Origin of the sequence: Psychromonas arctica (assembly GCF_036697365.1) — a bacterium.
Lineage (GTDB): Bacteria > Pseudomonadota > Gammaproteobacteria > Enterobacterales > Psychromonadaceae > Psychromonas > Psychromonas arctica_A.
Genome location: NZ_JBAHZA010000001.1, coordinates 242,947 through 259,571, shown reverse-complemented (window position 1 = coordinate 259,571; position 16,625 = coordinate 242,947). Strand labels below are relative to the sequence as shown.

14 protein-coding genes are annotated in these 16,625 nt (G+C 37.7%); 9 read left to right on the top strand and 5 right to left on the bottom strand.

The annotated features are described in order from the left end of the window. Positions 1-214: 214 nt before the first annotated feature. Genes rluF through V5290_RS01120 form a run of 4 tightly spaced genes read left to right on the top strand, consistent with a single transcriptional unit; the run spans position 215 to position 4,278 of the window. Complete coding sequence (rluF, locus tag V5290_RS01135; RefSeq protein WP_333380875.1) at positions 215-1,156, top strand: 23S rRNA pseudouridine(2604) synthase RluF; 942 nt, start codon at positions 215-217, stop codon at positions 1,154-1,156. Next, the gene (thiL, locus tag V5290_RS01130; RefSeq protein ID WP_333380873.1) at positions 1,153-2,199 is read left to right on the top strand and encodes a thiamine-phosphate kinase; all 1,047 of its coding nucleotides are present in this window, start codon (positions 1,153-1,155) and stop codon (positions 2,197-2,199) included. The genes rluF and thiL overlap by 4 nt, the downstream gene beginning before the upstream one ends. A 13-nt stretch (positions 2,200-2,212) precedes the next feature. Further along, a complete protein-coding gene (locus V5290_RS01125) occupies positions 2,213-2,731 on the top strand; it encodes a phosphatidylglycerophosphatase A family protein (protein ID WP_333380871.1) in 519 nt (172 codons plus the stop codon). Between the two features lie 2 nt (positions 2,732-2,733). Then, positions 2,734-4,278: an ABC transporter substrate-binding protein gene (locus V5290_RS01120; protein ID WP_333380869.1), complete on the top strand. Its 1,545-nt coding sequence runs from the start codon at positions 2,734-2,736 to the stop codon at positions 4,276-4,278. 393 nt (positions 4,279-4,671) lie between these two features. Here the strand turns inward: V5290_RS01120 and dxs are convergent, their stop codons facing one another. The 3 genes from dxs to xseB are packed head-to-tail and all read right to left on the bottom strand — an operon-like array spanning position 4,672 to position 7,697. Then, a complete protein-coding gene (dxs, locus tag V5290_RS01115) occupies positions 4,672-6,534 on the bottom strand; it encodes a 1-deoxy-D-xylulose-5-phosphate synthase (protein ID WP_333380867.1) in 1,863 nt (620 codons plus the stop codon). Between the two features lie 2 nt (positions 6,535-6,536). Next, complete coding sequence (gene ispA, locus V5290_RS01110; RefSeq protein ID WP_333380865.1) at positions 6,537-7,427, bottom strand: (2E,6E)-farnesyl diphosphate synthase; 891 nt, start codon at positions 7,425-7,427, stop codon at positions 6,537-6,539. Between the two features lie 36 nt (positions 7,428-7,463). Next, positions 7,464-7,697, bottom strand: a complete 234-nt coding sequence (gene xseB, locus V5290_RS01105) for an exodeoxyribonuclease VII small subunit (protein ID WP_333380863.1) — start codon at positions 7,695-7,697, stop codon at positions 7,464-7,466. Between the two features lie 217 nt (positions 7,698-7,914). Here xseB and pomA point away from each other — a divergent pair, with 217 nt between their 5' ends. Together pomA and V5290_RS01095 are read left to right on the top strand one after the other, a co-directional pair. Next, positions 7,915-8,688, top strand: a complete 774-nt coding sequence (gene pomA / locus V5290_RS01100) for a flagellar motor protein PomA (protein WP_333380862.1) — start codon at positions 7,915-7,917, stop codon at positions 8,686-8,688. Next, positions 8,688-9,656: a flagellar motor protein MotB gene (locus tag V5290_RS01095; RefSeq protein ID WP_333380860.1), complete on the top strand. Its 969-nt coding sequence runs from the start codon at positions 8,688-8,690 to the stop codon at positions 9,654-9,656. The genes pomA and V5290_RS01095 overlap by 1 nt, the downstream gene beginning before the upstream one ends. A 132-nt stretch (positions 9,657-9,788) precedes the next feature. Here the strand turns inward: V5290_RS01095 and V5290_RS01090 are convergent, their stop codons facing one another. Beyond that, positions 9,789-11,171 (bottom strand): AmpG family muropeptide MFS transporter, encoded by a 1,383-nt coding sequence (locus tag V5290_RS01090; RefSeq protein ID WP_333380858.1) that lies wholly within the window; start codon positions 11,169-11,171, stop codon positions 9,789-9,791. A 63-nt stretch (positions 11,172-11,234) separates the two neighbouring features. Continuing rightward, positions 11,235-12,356, bottom strand: coding sequence for a ribonuclease D (gene rnd, locus V5290_RS01085; RefSeq protein ID WP_333380856.1), 1,122 nt, complete (start codon positions 12,354-12,356; stop codon positions 11,235-11,237). Positions 12,357-12,819: 463 nt separating this feature from the next. On the opposite strand from rnd, the gene leuC reads away from it, so the two are divergent. The 3 genes from leuC to V5290_RS01070 all read left to right on the top strand — a co-directional run bounded on the left by leuC (position 12,820) and on the right by V5290_RS01070 (position 16,566). After that, the gene (gene leuC, locus V5290_RS01080; RefSeq protein ID WP_333380854.1) at positions 12,820-14,217 is read left to right on the top strand and encodes a 3-isopropylmalate dehydratase large subunit; all 1,398 of its coding nucleotides are present in this window, start codon (positions 12,820-12,822) and stop codon (positions 14,215-14,217) included. Between the two features lie 11 nt (positions 14,218-14,228). Then, complete coding sequence (gene leuD / locus V5290_RS01075; RefSeq protein WP_333380852.1) at positions 14,229-14,849, top strand: 3-isopropylmalate dehydratase small subunit; 621 nt, start codon at positions 14,229-14,231, stop codon at positions 14,847-14,849. Between the two features lie 187 nt (positions 14,850-15,036). Continuing rightward, positions 15,037-16,566 carry an alpha-isopropylmalate synthase regulatory domain-containing protein gene (locus V5290_RS01070; RefSeq protein ID WP_333380850.1) on the top strand — a complete coding sequence of 510 codons (1,530 nt, stop codon included), beginning with the start codon at positions 15,037-15,039 and terminating at the stop codon, positions 16,564-16,566. Positions 16,567-16,625 lie beyond the last annotated feature (59 nt).

Here is a 16,625-nt window from a genome sequence, read left to right as displayed (position 1 = left end):
TAGAAGATAATTTTATGTCTGTTATTTACCCGTTGGCTACTTAACTACCTCGTTGTGTAACAGAATTTATACAGTTATTTATTAAATACACACAAAGCCTATTAATAATAGGCTTTGTGTCTTCTATATCAATGCATTTCATTTCCGTTAACTTCCTGATTATGCTTTAATACTGCGCTTAAAGCGTGATTAATTAATAGTATTGGGGTTTACCGTGAGTCAAGATATCGAAAAACGTCTTAATAAATTTATCAGTGATTCGGGGTATTGTTCTCGACGTGAAGCCGACAAATTGATTGAACAAAATAGGGTTAAAATTAATGGGGTTGTGCCTGAATTAGGTACAAAAGTACAACCTGGTGATACAGTGGTTGTTGATGGTAAACGCATTAGTAAAATTGCTGACAACAAAGCTGACCGTGTTTATATCGCTTATAACAAACCCGTTGGAATTACTTGCACCACTGAGCGAAATGTTTACGGTAATATCATTGATGCCATTAAACATAAAGAGCGCATCTTCCCGATCGGACGATTAGATAAACCATCTGAAGGGTTAATCTTTTTAACCAGTGATGGTGATATCGTTAATAAAATTCTACGTGCAGAAAATGCACATGATAAAGAATACCGTGTGACTGTAGATCAACCTTTGAGTGAACGCTTTGTTGACCGAATGCAGCGCGGTGTGCCAATTCTAGATACCATTACTAAGCCCTGTATTGTAAAAGTTGAAAGTCGTTTTGTGTTTACTATCATTTTAACGCAAGGTTTAAATCGTCAAATTCGCCGTATGTGTGAATATTTAGGTTATGAAGTGACGCGTTTACAACGTACACGTATCATGAATGTCACATTAAAGAACTTAAAAGCGGGACAATGGCGTAATTTGTCAGAACAAGAGATGGTTGAAATTAATACAGCGGTTGCTGGCTCATCTAAAACAGCTGTTAATACTGCACAACCAAAACAACAATCTACCGATCAAAGTAATAGCGCTAAATTAGCTCGTAATAAACCATCGGTAGATAATCGTCCTAAAAGGTTTGAAAAGTCTGCACCTAAAACTAAGAAAGTATTTGTTAATAATACTATAAAGACATCTGCTTTAAATACATCAAAAAATAAACCTACATTGTCGTTAAAAAGAAAATGAGCCAAGGCGAATTTGACATTATTCATCAATACTTTGATCGTCCTATAGATGTTGAGCAGGGTGTTACTCTCGGAATTGGTGATGATTGTGCCATCTTAGATATCCCTGATGGTTATCAGTTAGTTGTCACTACTGATAGTTTAGTTTCCGGGGTTCACTTCTTCGATGATGTGGATCCTTATCGTCTTGGGTATAAGTCCTTAGCGGTTAATTTAAGTGATATAGCGGCAATGGGCGCTGAAGCTAAATGGGTTTCTTTAGCAATTACTTTACCTTCAATTGATGAACACTGGATCAGTGAATTTTGTCGAGGCTTTTTTGCTTTGGCAGATAAATATCAAGTGCAATTAATTGGCGGTGATACAACAAAAGGGCCTTTATCGATAACTGTTTCAGCTAAAGGTATTGTTAAAAAAGGTCAAGCGTTAAGGCGCAATGGGGCTCAACCTGGAGATCTATTATGCGTAAGTGGTCCACTAGGTGATGGCGGGTTAGGTTTGGCGGTCAAACTATTGATTGGTAACTGCGATAAAGTAGATAATCAACAAGCTTTTATTGATGCTTTAGAGTTAACTGAGCCACGTTTACTGCTTGCTAAACAGTTAGTTAATTTTGCTTCATCATGTATTGATATTTCTGATGGGTTAAGCCAAGACTTGATTCATATTTTAGAAAAGTCACAGTGCTCTGCACAGGTTGAATTAGAAAATGTTCCTTTGTCTGAAGCAATGAAAAAACAAATACAAAAAGGCCATATTAGTCAACTACAGGCTTGGCAATTTGCAGTAAGTGGAGGTGATGATTATGAGCTTTTATTTACCGTGCCAGCAGATAAAATAGCTGCATTTAAGCAGTTACTTAACACTCAGGTAGTCAGTAAAGAGGCGGTGTGTTATCAGATCGGCAAGATCACTGCCTCATTAGCATCTAACCAACAAAAAGAAACGATTGAACATAGTGCTAGTAGTCATCGAGCAATTACATTCACTCATTTAAAACAACCCATTAATTTAGATAAAGCGGGTTGGGATCATTTCAAATAAGGTAAAAAAGAACATGTTAAATCGTGATGATTTAAACGGCTTAAAGTTAGTTAATCCAATGCACTTAGCTGCGATCGGGTTTGGTAGTGGTCTAGCACCGAAAGCACCTGGTACATTTGGCACATTAGCAGCTGTCCCTTTATTTTATGTACTAGCAATGCTTAATATAGAGTCTTATCTTATTATGCTGGTTGTTACTAGCTTGCTCGGTTTTTGGGTTTGTGAAGTTACTAGCCAAGCGATGGGGGTGCATGACCATAAAGCAATTGTTTGGGATGAGTTTGTCGGTTATTGGATCACTATGTTCCCAGTGTTGTTGATCTACCCTAATGTCGAAAGTACATTAGATATTCCATTTATTTGGGTTGCTGTAGGGTTTGCCTTATTTCGTTTTTTTGATGTATTAAAGCCATTTCCAATTAGTTGGCTAGATAAAAAAGTAGCGGGTGGTTTTGGCATCATGATTGATGATATTGTCGCCGGTGTTTTTGCTGCAGTAGGGTTATTTTTGATCATGCATTATTGGGGGTAAATATGTTTTTACGTTGGATGTTGATGGTATCAATGCTCTATTCAGTAGGTAGCTTGGCACAAAGCCAAAATGTCTTTAATCCACAAGCGATTACAGTTGCTATTGATAAAACCCCAGTCTCATTTAATCCATTTACTGATGACTCATTAATGACTCAACAGTTTAAACATTTGCTTTTTGACCCTTTATTTAGATGGGATGATCAACAACACTTGCAAGGACGTTTAGTAGAGCATTGGGAGCGACTTGATAAAACCACAGTACGTTTTTTCCTACGTGAGAATATCCACTTTCATACCGGTAATTTATTGACTTCCAAAGACGTTATTTGGTCTTTTGAACAAGCTAAAAAGCAATCAAGCATCAGTTTTTTAAGTAAATTAGAATGGGTAAAAGCCACGCAACAGTTTAGTTTTGATATTCGTTCCAGCTTAACCGATATTGAATTGTTGGATCATCTCACCAACTTATTTGTGCTTGATTCGACTTTTTATCAAAGTAATGCAAATCTATTAGACACATCGCCTTCGATAATATTACCTCCAGTTAAGACACCGCCTATGTCAGGGACAGGACCTTATTTAATTCAGCAATATAATCCTATGCTTGGCATTGTGGTGGTCGCTAATCCACATTATTGGGATGGGGAGCCTGAGACTAAATATTTCCGCTTTATGCGAATTAATAAACCGCAATCTCGTCTATTTGCTTTGTTGGCCGATGACGTACAAGTAAGCTTTGGAGTACCCAATAAAACTGCTGAAGATTTAGAAGAAAATACCATTAAAAATCTAGTGAGAGTTCCGTCTTCAAATGTTATTTTTTTAACAATTAACGATAAATTATCGCCCATTTTAGAAAACGAAGATGCACGAAAAGCAATCCATTTAGCAATCAATCACCAGGGAATGCTTAAGTATATATTGAAAGATAATGGACAGGTACATCCTTCTATTTTGTCATTGGCCGAAAATACTTTAGTGGATGGTAAAAGTAATCCAAGCAAAGAGATCATGCCTGAATATGACTTGGATAAAGCTAAATCATTAATAAAAACAATGAATGTACCTAAACAAATGTCCTTGTTAGTTATGTTAGATGAAGTGGGAAATACCAAGAAAGTCGCTGAAGCATTAACTAAAATGTTAAAACGCATTGGTATTACCGTAGTGACACAAGAGATTGATTCTAAAGATATATGGAAAAATACAAACTTATATTACGATTTCACCGTTTCAACGTGGGACACACGTTTAATGAGCCGAGATAATATGTTTGAAAATCTATTTTTAGACAGTGATTTAAGCGACTATTTACAAGATAAATTTAAGCAACAGGGCTTAAATGATAATTTCAAATCACAATCAGATTACTTTAAATCATTACAACAAAATAATTGGATTATTCCACTGTTTTATCAAGATAAAATTTGGGCTCAGAATAATAAATTTAATTTAAAAGAGATATTCTCGAGTAATGGTATTCCGTATTGGTCACTGTTTAAAGTTAAAAAACAGATAGAGATAACGCCCAAGCAAGAGCAGTAGTTATTATCAGAATAATAATTAAAGCCTCTAGGTTATTTTAGTACTTTAAATAGCCTAGAGGCTTTTTTGGTCTAGAGCATACATTAACCATTATCTCTAATGGTTTACATCTACAGTGGACATTGAGACTGAATATTGAATGTAATACCAATCACACTAAGGTAACTGATCTATTTTACTTGTTAAAATAATTTATTTCTTCGTTGTAACTTTCGTTAATAGTCGAAAGGCTTAAGTTACGCCTTAAACTAAGTCATTTTTCCTGTGCAAAATTTAGATCACTTATTTAATGCAATTGGTATAATCAGTGTTCTACCAATCTTAAAATTATAGATATTTTAGGTATAAAAAAAGCAGGAGAAACCTGCTTTTATCTAGAGTATGGCAAGCGAACTAGATATTAAAAAACGCCTTAATTTGCGCCTCGATACCTTTACTATCTAATTGCAGCATTTCATAAATCTCAGGTTGTGTACCTTGCTCTACAAAAGTATCCGGCAAACCTAAGTTTAATACATTACCTGTAAACTTTTGAGTGAGTAAAAACTCGTTCACAGCAGATCCTGCTCCGCCTGCGATACTGTTCTCTTCGATGGTCACTATCTGTGTGTGGCTTTGCGTTAACTCGGTTAACAAGGCTTTGTCTAATGGTTTTACAAAACGCATATCTACTAAAGTAGCATTTAATTTATCAGCTACAGGAGTTGCAGCTTGTAGGAAAGTTCCAAAACATAAAATAGCGAGTGACTTTCTTTCCTTAACCACATTAGCTTTACCAATCTCCAATGCAGTCATTTCCTGCTCAACTTTAATACCTGTACCACTTCCACGTGGATAACGAACCGCTGCTGGGGTATTAAGTAAATGGCCCGTGTAAAGCATATTACGACACTCTTGCTCATCTGAAGGAGTCATCACCGTCATGTTAGGCACACAACGTAAGAAGCTTAAATCGTAAGCTCCTTGGTGTGTAGGACCATCAGCTCCGACAATACCTGCTCTGTCAATTGCAAATAAAACACCTAGGTTTTGAATCGCGACATCATGAATAAGTTGGTCATAACCACGTTGCAAAAAGCTTGAATAGATAGCAACTATAGGGTTTAAATCCGCAATCGCCATACCTGCAGCAAGAGTCACTGCATGTTGTTCAGCAATCGCAACATCATAATATTTATCAGGATGACGTTTAGAAAATTCGACCATACCTGAGCCTTCACGCATTGCAGGCGTGATCGCAGTTAATTTAGGATCACTGTCAGCCATATCGTTTAACCATTGCCCAAATATTTTTGAGAAGGTTGGTGCACATGGTTTAGGCGTAGGTAAAGCTTGATCTGGAGTGAATTTAGGAACTGCATGATAAGTAATAGGATCTAATTCGGCTTGTTTATAACCTTTACCTTTTTTACTCATAATATGAAGGAATTGCGGACCTGGGTGATTACGCATATTGCGTAACGTATCTACCAAGTCTATTACATTATGGCCATCCATTGGTCCAATATAGTTGAAACCAAACTCTTCAAAGATAGTACCTGGCGATACCATCCCTTTTAAATGTTCTTCGGTTTTCTTGGCTAATTCTTTGATTGGCGGGATGTTAGAAAGTACTTTTTTACTGCCTTCTCGGAATTGAGTGTATAAATCGCCAGAAAGTATTTTAGCCAAATGATTGTTTAGCGCGCCAACGTTTTCAGAAATAGACATTTCATTGTCATTAAGGACCACCAACATGTCATTGTTTAAGGCTCCAGCGTGATTAAGCGCTTCAAACGCCATACCAGCTGTGATTGCGCCATCACCGATTACTGCAACGACTTTACGACCTTTTTGCTCTTTTTCAGCAGCAATAGCTAAACCTAGCGCTGCGCCTATTGAGGTAGAAGAGTGACCTACACTCAGAACATCGTACTCACTTTCTTCGCGCCAAGGGAAAGGGTGTAAGCCTTTAAACTGCCTAATACTTTCCATTTGATCACGACGACCAGTTAGAATTTTATGCGGATAAGCTTGATGCCCAACATCCCAAATCAGATGATCAAAAGGAGTGTGGTAGACATAATGTAAAGCAACTGTTAATTCGACTACACCTAAACCTGACGCAAGATGGCCACTACTTTGACTTACGCTAGTTAATAAAAATTGACGTAACTCTTCGCACAAGGCTGGGAGCTGCCTTTTTTTTAATAAACGCAGATCTTCTGGATAGTTAATCTTTGCAAGTAACGGGTAATTTCTTAAATCCAATGGCATATTTATTTGTCACGTTTAATTATGTAATGAGAAAATAACTCAAGTAACTGAGTATTATAGGGCAATTGCGATAAAGCATGAAGTGCTTCTTGATATAAGTCCTGTGCTTTTTGTTGTGCACCTTCTAATCCAAGTAAGGCTGGATAAGTTGACTTATTTAATCCTTGGTCAGACCCCTGAGGTTTGCCTAAAGTTGCAGTATCGCTGGTAATATCTAAAATATCGTCTTGCACTTGAAAAGCTAAGCCAATAGCACGAGCAAAACGTGTTAATAAATCAAATTCAGCGGGTTCAATATCCACCTTAGTTAGCGCACCCATTTGTACTGCTGCTAAAATTAATGCGCCAGTTTTTGCATTATGAATGGCTTCTAATTGCGATAATGAAATTGCACTATTTTCTGCTGCAATATCTAACACCTGTCCCGCGCACATCCCTTTTTCACCAGATGCACGTGCAAGCGTGTTGATAATTTTTAATTGAGCTTGTGCAGTTACACCTTCGATTTCTGTTGATAAAATATCAAAGGCAATTGTTTGTAGTGCATCACCAGCAAGAATAGCCATTGCCTCATCATATTTGATATGACAAGTTGGGTTACCACGTCGTAAGGCGTCATCATCCATAGCTGGTAAATCATCATGTATCAATGAATAAGCATGAACACATTCAATGGAAGAGGCGATCGGATCTAGCGTATCAAGCTTACTGCCGAGCATACTCCCGACGGCATAAACTAAGAAAGGTCGAACACGTTTACCGCCCAATAATGCGCCATAGGTCATCGCTTCATTTAATTCAGGAGAAGTAATGTGTGCATGATTAATATGTAATTCAAGCTGTGCATTTACACGATCTTGATATTGCTTCATGGTAGAAGTTAGTTGTGTCATGTAGGCTACTTAGTATAAGAAAAGTAAAGCAAAAAGTTATTCTTCAAATGATTGTAAAGGTGCTTGTGCATCATTTTGCATTAAGATGCTAACTTGTTGTTGTGCATGCTGAAGTTTTTGATTATTGCTACGAGATAATGCAATACCACGTTCAAATTGCTTTAATGCATCTTCTAGCGGCAAATCACCAGCTTCTAGATGTAAAACAATTTGTTCAAGTTCTGTAATTGCTTCTTCATACTGCATATTTTCAGGTTTTTTTAAGGCCATTGAGGGATCTCTTTTCTATATTTTCTGCAAGGTTACCGTGACTGTTAAGGAAGTCAAACTAAGGCATACAAATAATTGCTAAAAAGTGAAGTTGTAGGCTCTTTAACGTATTGATTAGAATCTTACCTAAATAACAATATTTGGACTACAAACTAACTATAAATAGCTATACTATCTATTAAATGATGGATAACTAATAATTTAAAAGGATTAATCTGTGGATTTAGCAACACTTGTTGGGATTATAGGTGCCTTTGGCTTTGTTGTCATGGCAATGCTGTTAGGTGGCACAATTGATATGTTCATTGATGTTACCTCTATTCTAATTGTATTCGGTGGTACTGCATTTGTTGTCATGATGAAATATAACATTGGGCAATTTTTTGGTGCGGTGAAAATAGCCATGAAAGCTTTCATGTTTAAAACTGATTCACCTGAAGAGTTGATCATTAAAACTGTTGAAATGGCTGATGCTGCGCGTAAAGGCGGTTTTTTAGCATTGGAAGAAGCTGAAATAACTAACCCCTTTATGCAAAAGGGTGTCGATATGCTGGTGGATGGTCATGATGCAGATGTGGTACGTCAAACTTTACAAAACGATATTCGTTTAACTTCTGAACGCCATGAAGTCGGCGCTGATATCTTTAAAAACTTTGGAGATGTTGCTCCTGCGATGGGGATGATCGGTACCTTGATTGGTTTGGTTGCCATGTTGTCTAACATGGATGATCCTAAATCAATTGGTCCGGCAATGGCGGTTGCACTATTAACTACATTATATGGTGCCGTTGTAGCGAATATGGTGGCTTTGCCAATTGCCGATAAACTTAAATTAAGAGCGGCAGAAGAAAAATTAAATCGCAGCCTTATTTTAGATGGCGTATTAGGTATTCAAGATGGTCAAAATCCACGTGTAATCGAAGGTGTATTACGTAACTATTTACCTGAATCTAAACGCAGTAACGGTGATGCAGATGCTGGGGGTGAGTAATGGAAGAAGAATGTAAATGTCCACCCGAAGGGTTACCCGCATGGATGGGGACCTTTGCTGACTTAATGTCACTTTTAATGTGTTTCTTTGTATTATTACTTTCATTTTCAGAAATGGATGTTTTAAAGTTTAAACAAATTGCAGGCTCAATGTCCTTTGCATTCGGTGTACAAAACCAATTAGAAGTTAAAGATATCCCCAAAGGCACCTCCGTAATTGCGCAAGAGTTTAGACCAGGTAGACCTGATCCAACACCGATTGAAGTGATTATGCAAAGAACAACTGAGGTTACCAGTACCTCTTTAGACTTTGAAGATGGTGATAGTGAACGTTCTGGTGCACAGCAAAATGTACCCATTCGTGAAACTGCAATTGAGGTCAATGAAAAAACTAAAGAAGTGTTATCTGCTGAAGCGGCTGAATCAAATGCGGATCCTTCTGAACAACAGTTAGAGCTCACCGAAGAAGCCTCAACACCAAGTTCTGCACAACAACAAGCATTAGCGAAGCAAGTTGCTGAAGATTTACGTGAAGAGATTGAAGATGGCGCTATTGAAATAGAGGCATTAGGGCAACAGTTGATTATTCGTGTTAGAGAGAAGGGGGCTTTCCCTGCGGGCTCTGCTTTTTTACAACCGCGCTTTAGACCGGTTATTACTAAAATTGCGAACATTTTAGTCGACATTCCAGGGGTTGTAACAGTTGCTGGGCATACGGATAATGAACCGGTTCAATCGGAGTTATATCGTTCTAATTTAGACCTCTCTGCTCAGCGAGCTGTTTCTGTAGCGCAGGAAATGTTAAAAGTAGACGGTATTCGCGCTAAGAAAATGTTGGTAGTAGGCTACGCTAATAGTAAACCGCTAGCAGAAGGCAATAGTACTGAGGCACAAAATAGAAATCGCCGTGTTGAAATTATGATCATGCAAGGCGAAGCTAGTGAGTCAGACGAGATTTCAGTAGAGTAATATTGAATCTGTTATCAATAAATAGATGAGAAGTTCTAATATATGCTCTCATCTATTTACTAAACTTTAACTTATTCAACTTCAACACTGCTTCCCTTTAAAGTTTAACCACTACACTCTTAAACAAATAATCTAAGCTTCAATTATTTTCTTTAGTAGCATGATTAAAGCTAACACTGGCAATCCAATTAATGCAGAAGCAATAAAGAAGTTAACATACCCAAAGCTATCTACATAAACACCAGAAAAACCCGCCATAAATTTTGGAAATAACAACATCATAGAGCTAAATAAGGCTGATTGTGTTGCTGAAAACTCAATATTAGTGAGTTTAGATATGTAAGTAATAAATGCCGTTGTTGCAATACCTGCACTGATATTATCCATGGATATAATTAAGCTTAATAGCGTTAAATCCTTCCCTACAAAGGCCAAGACTGCGAAAATAAGATTAGTGATGACAACTAACAAAGCCCCTAAAAATAAAATGCTGTAAGTGCTATATCGATTTAATAAAATACCACCTAAACCTGCACCTACTAATGTCATTATAACGCCAAAGACTTTAGATATCGCCGCTACCTCTCCTTTGGTGTAACCCATGTCCACATAGAAAGGATTTGCCATAATGCCCATCACAATATCTGAGATGCGGTAACTGCCGATTAACACCAATATTAGTAAAGCATGTTTCCCATAGCGATTGAAAAAATCTGTGAAAGGGGCAATAACTGCAATATTTAACCATGCAATGAAGTGCGCGAGAAATCTTGGTAGTTTTGTATCTGTTAACTTAGCTTCAATGGCATCTTGTCGCTGCTGTAAAGCTAGCTGCTTTTCAGCATTCTGTTCAGGTTCATTTGCAACAAAGGTCGTGATAATACCCACCGCCATACAGCCAGCCATCACAAAATAGGAAAGTGACCAAGCGGAGAGTTGATAAGCTTCAGATTCACTTGCCCAAGCTGCGATAGCTAATGATCCTGCACCGGCCATGATCATGGCTAAGCGATAACCGGTCATATAAGCCGCAGCCATAGCCGCTTGGTATTTCTCAGGTGCGGATTCAATACGAAAGGCATCAATCACAATATCTTGTGTGGCGGAACTATAAGCAACCACTAAAGCACATACTACAAACCATATTAGATTTTGCTGTGGATCGCTCATCGCCATGCCAATAAGCGCTAAAGTAATTGATACTTGTGATATTAATAACCATGAACGTCGTCGTCCTAACCAGTGGGTTAGTAAAGGGATCGATAAACGATCGACGAAAGGAGACCAGATCCACTTAAACGCATAGGCTAGGGCGATCCAACTAAAGAAGCCGATACTGGCTCTACTTACCTCTGCTTCTCTTAACCAAAATGATAAGGTAGAAAAAACTAATAAAATTGGTAAGCCAGCGGAGAATCCAAGAAAAAATAAAATCGCGACACGTTTTTGTAGATAGATTTTACAGCTTGCTAGCCAGCTTTCGTTTTCAGTTTGTTCGGCAATATCAGTGCGCATCGCATTTTCCAATTAAGGTGTCTATTTAACTTATGTCGAAGTCGTTTTTAGCTCTAAACTAAATTATGGATTAGCTATAAAATCCAATTGATGCCCGATCATCTCAAATCGCCACCCCGTCAATAATTTAGGCTTATTTGCAGTTAAGCGTTGTTGATCATTTAGCTTCCAACACCAACTTAGGTACTCATTAATAATGCGTTTTGACGCGATTAACTCAACAGGTAGTTCATGACGTTCGGCACAAGCCTTAATTTTGTCGCGAATTGTTTTTAACGATTTCTTATAATCAGGGAAGTCGATTAAACGTGAAATAAGCGGTGGGAAAGTCTCTGGATCTTGCTCAGCGACGTTAGCAATAATTTTTAGTATTTGGTCACCATGAATTCGAATTTCACTAGGCGCAAGTTTAAGGCGCTTTAAATCATTAAAGCTGGTAGGTTGATAATGCGCTAATAACCAAAGATGTTCAGCTTTCACGACAAAATTTAGCGCTAGGTTACGAATTTGTGCTGTTTCCAATCGCCATTTAGCTAACGCTTTAATAACCGCTAAACCTTTTCTATCTAATTGAAACAGATTATCTAATGACTTGTAAGCTTTCTCTGGATTTACAGGTGTCATCTTTTGATCAAGAATCATTTGGCATTCTTGTTCAAAGTACTTTGCCATTCCTTTTTCTTGCAATTGGGTTTGTAATACCGTTAAACAAGGCTCTAAGTACAATACATCAGCAGCTGCATATACTTGTTGTTTAGCAGTAAGCGGGCGGGCACACCAGTCAGTCCTGGATTCACCTTTATCTAATAAAACGCCTTCAATCGACTCAACCATCTTCGCGTAGCCTAAAGAAGCACCTTGGTTTAGAAAAGCACAAGCAACTTGCGTGTCAAACAGGCTTATATTGAGGTCTCCTTTTTGTTGCTTGATAATTTCAAGATCTTCACTGCTAGCATGTAAAATACAATTTTTATTATCTATTGCTTCCCAAAATGCTGTGATATCTCCAATCGCGATAGGGTCAATGAGGGTGATTTTTTTATTTTGCGAAACTTGTAATAAGCCTAAATTGGCATAAAAAGTACGTGTGCGTACAAATTCTGTATCTAAAGAGATAGGGGAATTATCTAAAGTTTTTACGTATTCAGATAATTGTGTTTGTGTGGTGATGATATCGAATTGCATCAACGTTTAGCCTAATTTAAGTTCTAATATGGCTTTATCTTACGGAAAATGTTGGATTTTTTCTATCAGAAAATAGAGAAACTTTTGAGCTTCAGAAATGCCATAAATGCATAAAAAGTATTAATTATTGCATAAACATATATGGAGATAAGCCACAAATTTGAGTCGGTATATTGTACGTTTGTGACTGATCCATTAGAATAAGACTTTACAAATTCACCGCGATCTGCTTATTGATAATCATTCGTATTAGCAATATGTGCAAACCGGTAACTAGATTTTTAAGTAATACCAATTCCATTCAATATTTGGTCAGTTTAGATTCAGTAAAAAATGGGTGACGTAAGTAGTGCTCAATGTGATTAGTAATAATTATGTTGACCACAATTTACGAGTATCTGTTTGCTTCAATATAAATGAACCCAGTCTGTTTGGTTTGGTTAATAGTGTGGTAAGGGAAACAATGACTAGAACAATGTATGAAAAAATCTGGGATGCGAACCTAGTTCACGAACCAGAAGCAGGCTCTCCGCTTTTGTTTGTTGACAGACATCTAATGCATGAAGTAACAAGCCCACAAGCTTTCGAGGGTCTTCGTCTACAAAACCGTAAAGTACGTAACGTGCATAGTATTCTAGGTACAATTGACCACTGTGTTCCAACTAAGGATCGTTTTAACATTGTTGATGCAATCGCTAAAAAACAAGTTGAAACGATGACTGCTAACTGTGAAGAGAACGAAATCAATCTTTACGGCATGGACAGCAATCAAAATGGTGTTATTCACATCGTTGTACCTGAGCATGGCTTCGTTCATCCAGGTATGGTTGTATGTTGTGGTGATAGCCATACAGCAACACATGGTGCATTCGGCGCACTTGCGTTTGGTATCGGTACCAGTGAAGTTGAACATGTAATGGCAACACAAACATTACAACAGAAAAAAGCAAAAACAATGCTAGTAAAAGTAGAAGGTAAATTACCTGCTTTTTCTACTGCAAAAGATATTGCATTAGCAATCATTGCTAAAACAGGTACTGCTGGTGGTACAGGTTACGTAATGGAGTTTGCTGGTAATACGATTACAGACCTAACAATGGAAGGTCGTATGACACTGTGTAACATGGCGATTGAAGCTGGTGCACGTGCAGGTCTTGTTGCCCCTGACCAAGTGACTTTCGATTACCTAGAGGGTAAAGAGTTTGCTCCTAAAGGCGATCATTGGCCAGCAGCTGTTGAATATTGGAAATCACTACGTTCTGATGAAGGCGCAGAGTTTGACGCTGTTATCGAATTAAAAGCGGAAGATATTGCACCGCAAGTTTCTTGGGGTACATCTCCAGAGCAAGTTATTTCAGTAACTGGTGTTGTTCCTGCTCCATCTGACTTCACTAATGAAGTTAAATCTCAAGCATGTGCAAGCGCACTTAAATACATGGCATTAGATGCAGGTCAAAAAATCACAGACATCCATATTGATGTTGTGTTTATTGGTTCTTGTACAAATGGTCGTATTGAAGATTTCCGTGCTGCAGCAGAATTACTGAAAGGTAAAAAAGTGGCTGATGGCGTTCAAGCGTTTGCTGTACCAGGTTCTTTCCCTGTTAAAGTTCAAGCAGAAAAAGAAGGTCTAGATAAGATCTTTGTTGATGCTGGTTGGGAATGGCGTGATCCAGGTTGTTCAATGTGTCTAGCAATGAACGGCGATGAATTAAAAGATGGTCAACGTAGTGCATCTACTTCAAACCGTAATTTCGAAGGTCGTCAAGGTAAAGGTGGTCGTACTCACCTTGTATCACCAGCAATGGCTGCTGCAGCATCAGTTGCAGGTCACTTTGTAGACATCCGAGATTGGAAATAGGGGCGAAAATAATGCAACCATATATTAAACATACAAGTATCGCAGCGTTAATGGATCGTAGTAACGTTGATACAGACCAAATCATCCCAAAAAACTTCATGAAAAAAGTTGAGCGTACTGGTTTCGGTATTAACTTATTCCATAACTGGCGTTTTCTTGCGGATAACGTAACACCAAACCCTGATTTTGAATTAAACAAACCTGCTTTCCAAGGCGCTAAAATTTTAGTTGCTGGTGAAAACTTTGGTTGTGGTTCATCTCGTGAGCATGCTCCTTGGGCAATCGCTGACTACGGCTTTAATACTATTATTTCAACAAGTTTCGCTGATATCTTCTTCAGTAACTGTTTCAAAAATAGCATTTTACCAATCGTAGTCACTGATGAACAACTTGCAGCACTAATGGCAGAAATCGCAGCTAACGAAGGTGTTGAATTTACTGTTGATTTAGAAGCTCAAAAAGTAACAACGCCGGGTGGTTTATCTATCTCTTTTGAAGTTGATGCATTCCGTAAAGAATCATTACTTGAAGGCTTAGATGACATCGCTTGGACACTAAAACACGAAAAAGAAATCTCTGCTTATGAAGTAGAGCACAAAAAACGTCTTCCATGGTTATGGCCTAGCGCGTAATCTGTTTTAGTTCGTTACAATCAAAAAAAGGCGCACCTGTTGCGCCTTTTTTATCGAAAACTTATTGCGTTAAGTCTCTAATTTGTATTGTTTTAAGTGGGTTTTAAATACGATCGAAATTTTCGTTTTACGAATATTAAGTCTTATTGCAATAAGTTTTTACCGAGTAATCATAGTGGAGTAAACAATGGCTCAAGATAACGTCACTGTACAGTTGATGGATACAACATTACGCGATGGGGAACAAACGCAAGCTGTTTCATTTTCTCCGGCAGAAAAAGTTAGCCTAGCTAAAGCGCTATTACAAAGACTCAAAATTGATCGTATTGAAGTGGCTTCGGCACGCGTTTCTGAAGGTGAGAAAGTTGCAGTTGCACAATTAAATAAATGGGCGACAAAAGAAGGTTTAGTGGATCGCATTGAAGTCCTAGGCTTTGTTGATCATACATTGAGTGTCGATTGGATCACTGATACTGGCGGTAAAGTACTTAATTTACTCGCAAAAGGTAGTTTAAAACATTGTTCAGAACAGTTAAAAAAATCATTGAATGAACATGTAATCGATGTGAAACAAACTATTAATTATGCGCTATCAAAAAATCTAAAAGTGAATATTTACTTAGAAGATTGGTCAAATGGATACAAAGATAGCCCTGAATATGTGTATGAGATGGTTGAAAAACTCTCTGATGCTGGTATCTCGCACTTTATGTTGCCAGATACATTAGGTGTTATGTCTCCTGATGACGTCTTTGCTAGCCTAAGTGATATGACAGCTCGTTTCCCTCACTTAAAATTCGATTTTCATCCACACAATGATTATGGTTTAGCGACTGCCAATGCAATGTATGCAGTTAAAGCTGGCGTGTCTTCAATTCACTGTACTATGAACTGTTTAGGTGAGCGAGCGGGTAATGCCTCTTTGACTGAAGTTGCAATTGTATTGCAGGATAAACTGGGTAAAAAAGTTAATATCGATGAATCAGAAATCCATAACTTAAGTAAACTAGTAGAAAACTTCTCAGGAAAACGTATTGCCGATAATACACCCATTGTAGGTGCTGACGTGTTCACACAGACAAGTGGTATTCATGCCGATGGTGATAAGAAAGGCGGCTTGTATATTTCCGCTTTAACACCTGAACGTTTTGCACGTTCACGTAGCTATGCCTTAGGTAAAATGAGTGGCAAAGCATCATTAGCTAAAAATCTAGAAGAGATGGATATCGAACTAGATGAAGATCAGCAAAAGAAATTATTGAAACGTATCGTACAGTTAGGTGACCAAAAAGCGACAATTACAGCTGATGATTTACCATTCATTATTGCAGATTTATTAGAGCGTAATGACTTTAACAATGTTGAATTATTAAATTGCTCTATCAATTCTGGCTTAGATTTAGAGTCGACAGTAAGTATTAGAGTTCGTGTAAATGATAAAATTCATAAAGCGAGCGGTAGCGGTAATGGTGGTTTCGATGCCTTCATTAAAGCTATGAAAAAAATTCTTAATGAACATGACTTTAGTTTCCCTGAATTAGTGGATTTTGAGTTACGTATTCCACCGGGTGGTCAAACTAGTGCATTAACCGAGTGTTCTGTTACTTGGGAAGATGCAGGTGAGCAGTTTACAACTCGTGGTGTTAATACTAACCAAGTTATTGCTGGCATAGGTGCAACATTAAGAATGATTAATTTACGTTTACAAGATAAGTAAAAAACAACATTTTAAATTTTTTAAAAGCCTTAATCTTTGATTAGGGCTTTTGTGTTTTG